Below are 9,205 nucleotides of genomic sequence, written 5' to 3' on the forward strand. Positions count from 1 at the left end.
CAAGTCCGAGGAAAATCGTAACGATATTGATCAATGCGTGCTGCATAGTATCGCTCAAACGATCGACAACACCTGTCTCTTTGAAAAAGTTTCCTAGAGCAAATGCACCGACCAACGGAGCCGCATCCGGAAGGATGAAAATAATGAGCATCAGTACAAGAATCGGGAAAAGAAGCTTTTCGAGTTTTGTAACATGACGCAACGTACGCATACGGATCTTTCGCTCTTCAGGAGTCGTCAAGGCTCTCATAATCGGCGGTTGAATAATCGGAACCAATGCCATATACGAATACGACGCAACGGCAATCGCACCTAAAAGCTCAGGAGCGAGCGTCGAGGCAATAAAGATCGATGTCGGGCCGTCTGCTCCGCCGATAATACTGATAGCGGCAGATTGCTGCAACGTAAAATCAAAAATGGTTGTGTATTGGCTAAGGGCATACGCACCGACCAACGTTCCGAAAATACCGAATTGTGCCGCACCCCCTAAAAGGGCAAGTCTTGGGTTGGCAAGTAACGGACCGAAATCGGTCATAGCACCGACACCCATAAAAATTAAAAGAGGGAAAAGGCCGTTGGCAATCCCCATATGATAAATGATCCCCAATAAACCGTCCGGTCCTGCCATGTTTGCGATAGGGACATTGGCGAGCAATCCTCCGAATGCGATCGGAAGAAGTAATAAAGGCTCAAAACCTTTGGCAATTGCTAGATAAAAGAGGACAAATGTAACCAAAAACATAATCAGACGTCCCCATGTTTGGTGGAAATCGGACATCGGCTCGCCGTGAGAGGTTAAAACCCCTTTTTTGGGCTCGATAAGAGCGCTGATCCCTGTCGTATGATAGAAATTGATCATCATTTCATTAAAACTCATCGGTTGATAGTTCTCTTCACGATAAGTCGATTTTTGCGGTGTATCGGTTTTAGCCGCTGTATGCGCTGAAACTTCCACTGCGCTGTCAACCGCAGCAACCGGTTCTGACGCCATACTCAAAAGAGAGAAGCTCACCATCATTAAAAGAGAAAATAATACTTTCTTCATTTAAATTTTTCCTTCTTGCTCTAATTGATGATGATGTTGCAATGCGCCCAAGATAGCAGCGATTTTCGCATTCTCATTGGTTTGCTGTACCGGAGCTTTTGGTGCAGATACAGACGCATGTACTTTCGGTGCTTCAGGAAAATAACGGAGAATGAGTTTTGACATAAGCTTTGTCACGTATACCATAATCGTTAGAAATAAGAAAACGGTTCCCATCCCTAAAAACATGATTTTTACACTTTCAAAAAACAATTGGAATCCTTCTACTTTTAATTTGTCTAATTTTAACCAAACTCTTTTTAATACCAGCCCAAAATCATAAATTGGACATACCAAACCGCGAGTGATATTGCGTACCCTACCAGTACGGTCCACGCCAATTTTATATGGGACGCAAACGTATAGATACCGTGCATTTTCCCCATAACACCGACCCCGGCCGCACTTCCGAAACTGATCAACGATCCACCGATACCGGCGGTAAGGGTGACCAACATCCACTGAGCATGATCGATAGCGGGATTAGCTTTAAGCACTGCCGACATAACCGGAACGTTATCGACGATTGCAGAGAGGAATCCGACCCCAATGTTGACGATAGTAGGGTCAAACGCTTCATAGAGTTGTGCCGCATAGGTAAGGAACCCAATGAAATGGAGCGCACCGACCGCCGCCAAAATACCGAAAAAGAAAAGAAGAGTATTATTCTCAATCTTACTCATCGCTTCGAAAATACTGACATCGATATTGTGCTTCGCTTTTAGAAAGTACATATAGAGCTGCAAGATTGCCAAACCGAAAAGCATTCCCCACATCGGAGGCAAATGAAGTACCTGTTTACCTGCAACGGCGAGAGCTATCGTCAATGCACCGAATGCGATAATCACCTTTCCCCCTTTGAGGATTTCGATCTTTGCAGCTGCTTCGGGGTCTCCGTCTTTGTTCGGATCAAGATCAGGAACATAGCGAACCAAGAGTGCCGCCGTAATGAGCCAACCGGTAAATGCTGCCGGGAAGAGATAAAGGAAATCAACGAAGCCCCCCTTCTCTGCTGCCCATACCATCAAGGTCGTAATATCCCCAAACGGACTCCACGCACCCCCTGCATTGGCGGCAACGACAACATTGATCGCTCCTGGGACAAGGAACTCTTTTGTTTTATTATCGATAGTGAGCAATACGGTGGAGAGGATCAAAGCGGTCGTGAGGTTATCGGCAACCGGAGAGATGAAAAAAGCCAAAGCTCCGGTAATCCAAAAAAGCTCACGATAGCTGTACCCTTTGGCAATCAGTTTTGCCCGAAGAGCACTAAAAACGCCTCTCTCGATCAAAGCCTCGATATAGGTCATCGCGACAAACAAGAAAAAGAAAATTTCGGCAATTTCCAAAATCAGATGATCAACTTCCTGCTCGAAAGGGCTCAAATCTGTCCCCATACCTACATAGTAGAGTCCTATAAGGACGAACATCAGCGTTCCGGTAAACAAAGCCGGTTTGGCCTTATCGATATGGTATTTCTCTTCGGAAGCAATAAAATAGTAGCCCACTATAAAAATAGCGAGTAACAGCCATCCGAACGGATGGCCTACCAGATTGATTGCAGCCGCTTCTGCAACGGGTGTTGTCATAATTAAATTCCTTATGTAGCTGTAAAAAACGTTGGAATTTTACCGTAGCTTACATAATTGGTTGTTTAGCTATCCCAACAACATCAAACCAACATATACCCTACTTTGGAAAGATTGCGGAGATTCGTATCATCGGACATCTTTTTACGGATTCGGAGAATGAGGTTTTTGAGGGCGCCATCGGACATCTCCTCTTCCAAAATATTCGAAAATGTCTCATAAGTGACAACCTGACCCCGATGAGAAAGTAAAAGTTCCATGGCTTGGATCTCATTTTTTGTTAATGCCGTTTTTTCACTGTTTGAGTGGATAAAGGACTTGGCAAAATAGTCATACGATACGGAATCATTGATTTTTGCGATCAGCATCCCCTGCGCTTTGAGACGGTCAACAGCGAGATAAAGAACCTTAATAAGAGCATTAAACTCGATCGGCTTATGGATATACTCTATGAGGTTGAGTTTACACGCTTCCATAAGATCTTTTGTCGCAATCGATCCCGAAACAATCACGATAGGGATTTTATCGTTGCTTTTACGAATGATTTTTGCGACGTCGATTCCGCTGATAGATCCCATATGAATATCCAGTATGACGATATCAATACGATTGTTCTCATAAATAGACAACGCTTCACTTCCGTCCATAACGGCGTAAACGTTTCCTACCACAAGCTGGAGCGTTTTCGTTGTTATCTCCCGTAAATCACTATCGTCTTCCGCATACAGAACCGAGAGATTTTTAAACTCATTGAATTTGGGCATGATGCACCTCAGTCTTGGTATTTGATGGCAATTTCCCTAAAACGCTCTAAATTTGCCATAAACATATCTACTAAATCGGGATCAAAATGTCTTCCCCTCTCTCGGGCAACAAAGTCGATAATCTGTTCCATAGGCCACGCTTTTTTATAGACCCGCTCACAGCTCAGGGCATCAAAGACATCGGCTAACGCGGTAATACGTCCGTAGATATGGATATCCGACCCGCTCAATGCACTCGGATAACCGCTCCCATCCCATTTTTCATGGTGTTCACGGGCAATAATGGCCGCAGCTTTCAGAAGCGGTCTGGAGGAATTTTTAAGTATATCATATCCGATGGCGCTATGAGTTTTCATCACTTCATATTCATCCGCTTCGAGCTTGCCCGGTTTAAGCAAAATTGCGTCGGGAATCCCTATTTTGCCGATATCATGCATCGGCGATGCGCTGTAGAGAAGCTGAATCTCTTCCTCTTCCAATCCATAAAGTTCTCCCAAAATCTGTGCGTATTTGGCAACACGACGGACATGATTACCCGTTTCTTGGGATCTTGTCTCCCCTACCTCGCCGAGGAGCGAGAGCATTTCATGCTGCGTTTGGCGAATCTCTTCATTCAGATCAAAAAGCTCCGTCACATCATGGCTGATACTGATAAAATCGATAATTTCCCCATACTCATCCAAAATCGGCTTAATCGTCGTATCGGTTACGTAGTATTCTCCGTTTTCTTTGAGATTTTTGATCGTCCCTCGCCATGGCTGTTTGCTCAGAATCGTTTTCCAAAGATTTTCATAAAACTCTTGCCCCACCTCAGGGTGACGGAGGATATTATGCTTTTGCTGAATAATCGAATCACGGCTGTATCCGCTCGTCTGACAAAAGAGGTCATTGGCATACGTAATATTCCCGGCCATATCGGTTTTTGTCACGATCGCGGAGAGGTCAACAACCTCTTTGTATTGTTCCAGAAGGGTTGTTTGATGCAGTAACTCTTGTTTAAGCTGAGCGGTAAACTCGTGAACTTTCCGCTCATTGTAAATATTCTTGACCACTTCATACAAGATTTGGACAATTTGTTCGGATTGAATCGGTTTGAGTAAAAATTGTGCTACCCCTAGATTGATCAGTTCAAGCAAGTAGCTGCTCTCTTCACATGCAGACGTGACAATGAAATGTTGAGATTCCCTCATCTCTTTCATCTTTCGAATCATCACGACACCGTTCATCTCCGGCATCAAAATATCGGTAATGACTATATCAAATGTTTTTTCTTCGAAACGCTTGATCCCCTCTATTCCGCTGGATGCCGTTACGACACTGGGAAATATTGTCTCTAGCAACAATTTCGTATTTTCCCGTATCATGGCTTCATCTTCTACGTAAAGGACACTCATCTCTTGAGCATACTCTGAAAGCTGATGTATCATCTCTTTGAATGTCATTGTTCTTCCTCGTAGGGTAATTTTACACTGAAGGTTGTTCTATTTCCCTCGCTGAGGGCTTGTATCAATCCTGCACAATGATCTTCGATAATAATCCGACTCATATAGAGCCCCAAACCTGTACCGAAACTCTCACTTTTGGTCGTGAAATAAGGGCTAAAAAGTTTATACATCACCTCTTTAGGTATTCCACCCGCATTGTCACAAATCTCGATTACACAGTAGCTCTCCTCGTGTCGGACAGCAATGATAATCTCCCCTCCGATCACTTTGTTTTCCATAAAAGCGTCAAGGGAATTTTTCAGCAAGACGATTAAAACCTGAAGAACTTCATTTCGATAGGTATAAAGTGTCGGATTGTAGACATGCTCGTTTTCGATCCGTATCGAATGGTTTTTAAGGGTATGATCGATCAGGTTTATGGCGTGATCGATCAGGGATACGACACGGAAATGCTCTTTTGGCTTGTCCGGACGAAAAAAGTCCCGATAATCTGAGATAGTTTGAGAAAGATGCGCACTTTGCTGCTCTATTTTTACCAAATTATCGATTAACTCATGGTCTTCAGTATCGTTCATAATCGCTTTGAATCTAATTTGGGTCGTTATGGCGTTGATTATCGCCAGCGGTTGGCGCCACTGATGGGCAATCATCGAAATCATCTCTCCCATCTGAGCCTGACGCGTATTCATTATAAATATTTTTTCTTTTAATAGTTGTTTTGTCAAATCTCGCATCACCATAATGAGCTTGTTTTCATCCGCATGACCGAAACGAGAGAGTATGACTTCAATAATTTTACTTTCTTCTAGGTCACAATTGACCTTCAATGAACATTTAATAGCAACATATTCTCCGTCCAATGCTTTATCTAAAAAGTAGGAAAAATCAAATTCACTGCATTGTATGTCTTGCATTAGGATAAAAATATCTAAATTGATCAGCTTGTCACGGGATTGCTCAAACAGTGTCACAGCAAGATCATTGCAATCGATAATCTTATATTGATCCACAATCATGATTGCTTCATGTACCGAAGAAAAAATACCACGGTAAAAAGCTTCATTCTCCTGAAGTTTTATTTGGGCTTCTCGAAGATGGGTGATATCAGCATAGGCACCTACTATTCCGATTACCTTTCCATTAACATCATCTATTAAGGGTGCTTTGGACGTGCTAAGCCAACGCATACCTTTCACTTGTTTTTGAGGTTCTTCATAATTGATCTTTATCTCTCCGGTTTGAATTACAGATAAATCATCAGATTTGTATAATGCTGCTTGGTCGCTCCAAATCAGTTCTTCATCCCGTTTTCCCACCATCGATTCAGAACTATCAAAGCCGGCATCCTGAGCAAAAAGATCGTTGCATCCCAAAATAACAGAATTGGTATCTTTCCAAAATAACCGTACAGGGGCTGTATTAAGAATTGTTTTAAGAAGAGCGGCATCACGCAAAGCACGTCGTTCTGCTTCACGCTGAGACGTCATATCAATCGAAATTTGAAGTATCCCCGCAACTTCACCTTCGACCTTAATAGGACTGATGGTATATTGAGTATACTTTTCTTCATGTTCAATTTCAAATGTATCGTATTTACCTTGAGTGATTGCAAGACAAACGGGGCAATCTGAGCTATCAAGATTTAGAGGATGAAATAGAGTGTGATTCTTTGCTCCGATAATCTCATTTATCTGATAATGAACTGTATTTTCCGCAGCTTTGTTAATTTGGCGGATAATGCCAGAATGGTCGACAACGGCTACCGGCACAGGTATAGCATTATAGGTATTGGAAGCTTTCGATATTACGGTGAAAGGTTCTTTTAGCGCAGTAACTACAATTCCTCTGAAGATCATCCAATAAGAAATAAATTTAAAAATATGTCCTACAAAATTCATAATACCATATACGTCAGTATACATCGTAAAGCAACTCTCTGCAAGAATGCCGAAGAAAAGTGAAAAGCCGATTAAACGGTACATTAGCGGATGATATTCTCCCCGCTTAGAGCGATATATCATGATGGCCAAAACGGACATTGTAATGATGAGATATTCCAGCATGATTTTAATCGGTGTCAACCCTTCCGAAATAATATACATCGGAGGAAAGAATTCTAGAAATGTTGCTATGTACACTCCTAGTGCCATCGATCCCATCAAAATGAATACAATATGAGCTCGAATCCTATCAAAACGAATAAAAGGGGCAATAAAAATCGTGAACGTTTCAAATATTCGCGCTGCAATCCAGAGTGTCGTGGATGCATTCGGTGACGTAATCTTTGGATAGACGTTCATCCCGTAATAGCTAAGCATGTGAAAAAGATCAAGCCATGCTGTCCAAAAAAATCCGATTCCTAAAAATAAAAGAAAATTATTACGCGTGAATTTATGCATGTAAAAGACGATAATCGCAATTAAGACTCCGATAATAACGGCAAACAATTCAACAAGAACATGAAAAAGCAGATACCCTTCGCTAAAGCGTATAGCAGCCAAAATTACCGTCAAAATCACGGGAATAATGACTCCAACGATACTGTTTCCGTAAAACTGCCTCATATTTCTACCCTTTTAATCGAAGCATATTGAATATTTTTGTATCTTGTTGATCATAATTCATCGAAATTAAAAAAAATCCATATCGCCGCCATCATCCGCTAAATCAGGGCGAATCAAACCGATAATCTGCTGGATACTTAATGTCGTCGGCTGATGGATATGGTGGATGTTTTTCATTGCCATACTCTCAACCGAAAAACGTTTGACGTAAAGACTCAAATCGATACAAATGGCATCAAACAGTGAGAGAATAAGATCCGGTTTGGCTTCGAGTTTTTCCAACAAATCTTTCTCTTCTGCAATCAACGAAGATAGCTCTTCGAGACTTTTTGCCAAAGGGTCTAAAAACGGAGTGTAGTGATATAAGATATTGGAGAGTTTGGCTACATCATCACGTACTTTATGGACATGACGAATATCCTTATCGACAACATACCGTGAAAGTTGATCCGGAATTTCACTCAGTATGTCTGTCATTTCTTCACAATCATCGCTCAAGAAAAGGACTTTTTCATTGTCATGCTCTTCATCTTTGGCAAAATACTCTTCGAGCATCTGCGAGCGCTCTTGCGTGTTATTTTGAGCATACAGTTCCCCTATTTGCTCATTTTTTATCTCGACCGTTCGCAAATGGCTCATCAGTTTTGAAACGATACTTTTATATTTTTTACGCTCATTATTCAATGCTTCAAAGAGTTCAGCATTCACATTCTGGGCTGATGCATCACGGCATACCGGATAGATGATAGAGAGCATTTCATTAAAATTGATAGGTTTCAAAAGAAAAGTGCTCACCCCTTTACGCATCATACTGATCAAAATGTCCGATTCATCATGGGCTGAAATCGCAATCACTTTTTGTTCAGGATTGATTTCGCGCATCTGAAAAATCATCTCAATACCGTTGATACGGGGCATATTGATATCGGTGATAACGATATCGTACTTTTCATGATTGTATTTTTCAATTCCCTCTTCACCGTTACTGGCTAAATCAACTTTGGAAAATAATAATTTGAATATCTCGGCAGTCTCTTCTCGGAGTTTATCATTATCTTCGACATAGAGTATAGATAAGTGTTGTGAATAATTTTGAACATCTTTGAGGGTTATCATCTATTTTCTCCAACATTAATCATAGTTTAGCTTTTCATATCATAGACGTTTAAAGTCATAAAACAATCACACCGGCTATAAAAGTTCTAAAATCTCTTTTGCTACACTCTGAAGAGGAAGTTGTTTCTCAACCGCTCCAAGATCATAGGCGACTTTTGGCATACCGTAAACAACACAGCTCGCTTCATCCTGCCCGATCGTACGCGAACCCGCATTACGCATCGCCAGCAGTCCGCGCGCTCCATCGCCCCCCATACCGGTAAGGATAACACCGATAGCATTGGCTCCGGCGATTTTAGCGACAGAGTTGAAAAGGACATCCGCAGAGGGGCGATGTCCGGATACTTTATCACCGCTTCCGATTTCGACGTAATAACGAGCACCCGAGCGGCGGAGTACCATATGGTAATCTCCCGGAGCGATGAGGGCGACTCCCGGAGTGATCGAATCACCGTTTTTCGCTTCTCTCACCTCCATCGCACACAGCCCGTTGAGACGTTCGGCAAACGGTCCGGTAAAATTGGAGGGCATATGCTGTACAATAATCGTCCCCGGTGCATTTCGCGGTAATCCCATCAAGACATCTTTGAGCGCTTCCGTCCCCCCCGTCGAGGCACCTATCGCTAAAATTTTATTGGTTGTT

The 9,205-nt window shown here is 42.2% G+C and carries 8 protein-coding genes; all 8 read right to left on the bottom strand.

Annotated features, from left to right (window positions below; all coding sequences use genetic code 11):
* Positions 1 to 1,045 (bottom strand): sodium ion-translocating decarboxylase subunit beta (locus A2517_RS03060; RefSeq protein WP_294894007.1); only part of this gene is annotated, 1,045 nt, incomplete at its 3' end.
* A complete protein-coding gene (locus tag A2517_RS03065) occupies positions 1,046 to 1,420 on the bottom strand; it encodes an OadG family protein (RefSeq protein ID WP_294894009.1) in 375 nt (124 codons plus the stop codon).
* A complete protein-coding gene (gene nhaD, locus A2517_RS03070; protein ID WP_294894011.1) occupies positions 1,345 to 2,673 on the bottom strand; it encodes a sodium:proton antiporter NhaD in 1,329 nt (442 codons plus the stop codon). Before nhaD ends, A2517_RS03065 begins: the two co-directional genes overlap by 76 nt.
* An 83-nt stretch (positions 2,674 to 2,756) precedes the next feature.
* A complete protein-coding gene (locus tag A2517_RS03075) occupies positions 2,757 to 3,437 on the bottom strand; it encodes a response regulator transcription factor (RefSeq protein WP_294894013.1) in 681 nt (226 codons plus the stop codon).
* Positions 3,438 to 3,445: 8 nt separating this feature from the next.
* Positions 3,446 to 4,879, bottom strand: coding sequence for an HD domain-containing phosphohydrolase (locus A2517_RS03080; protein WP_294894015.1), 1,434 nt, complete (start codon positions 4,877 to 4,879; stop codon positions 3,446 to 3,448).
* Entirely contained in the window at positions 4,876 to 7,446 is a 2,571-nt protein-coding gene (locus tag A2517_RS03085; protein WP_294894017.1) for an MASE3 domain-containing protein, read from the bottom strand. The genes A2517_RS03080 and A2517_RS03085 overlap by 4 nt, the downstream gene beginning before the upstream one ends.
* Positions 7,447 to 7,512: 66 nt before the next feature.
* Complete coding sequence (locus A2517_RS03090; RefSeq protein WP_294894019.1) at positions 7,513 to 8,562, bottom strand: response regulator; 1,050 nt, start codon at positions 8,560 to 8,562, stop codon at positions 7,513 to 7,515.
* Between the two features lie 75 nt (positions 8,563 to 8,637).
* On the bottom strand, positions 8,638 to 9,205 hold a 568-nt coding region (locus A2517_RS03095), incomplete at its 5' end, for a chemotaxis protein CheB (RefSeq protein WP_294894021.1).

It is taken from the genome of Sulfuricurvum sp. RIFOXYD12_FULL_44_77 (assembly GCF_001830725.1).
Taxonomy (GTDB): domain Bacteria; phylum Campylobacterota; class Campylobacteria; order Campylobacterales; family Sulfurimonadaceae; genus Sulfuricurvum; species Sulfuricurvum kujiense_A.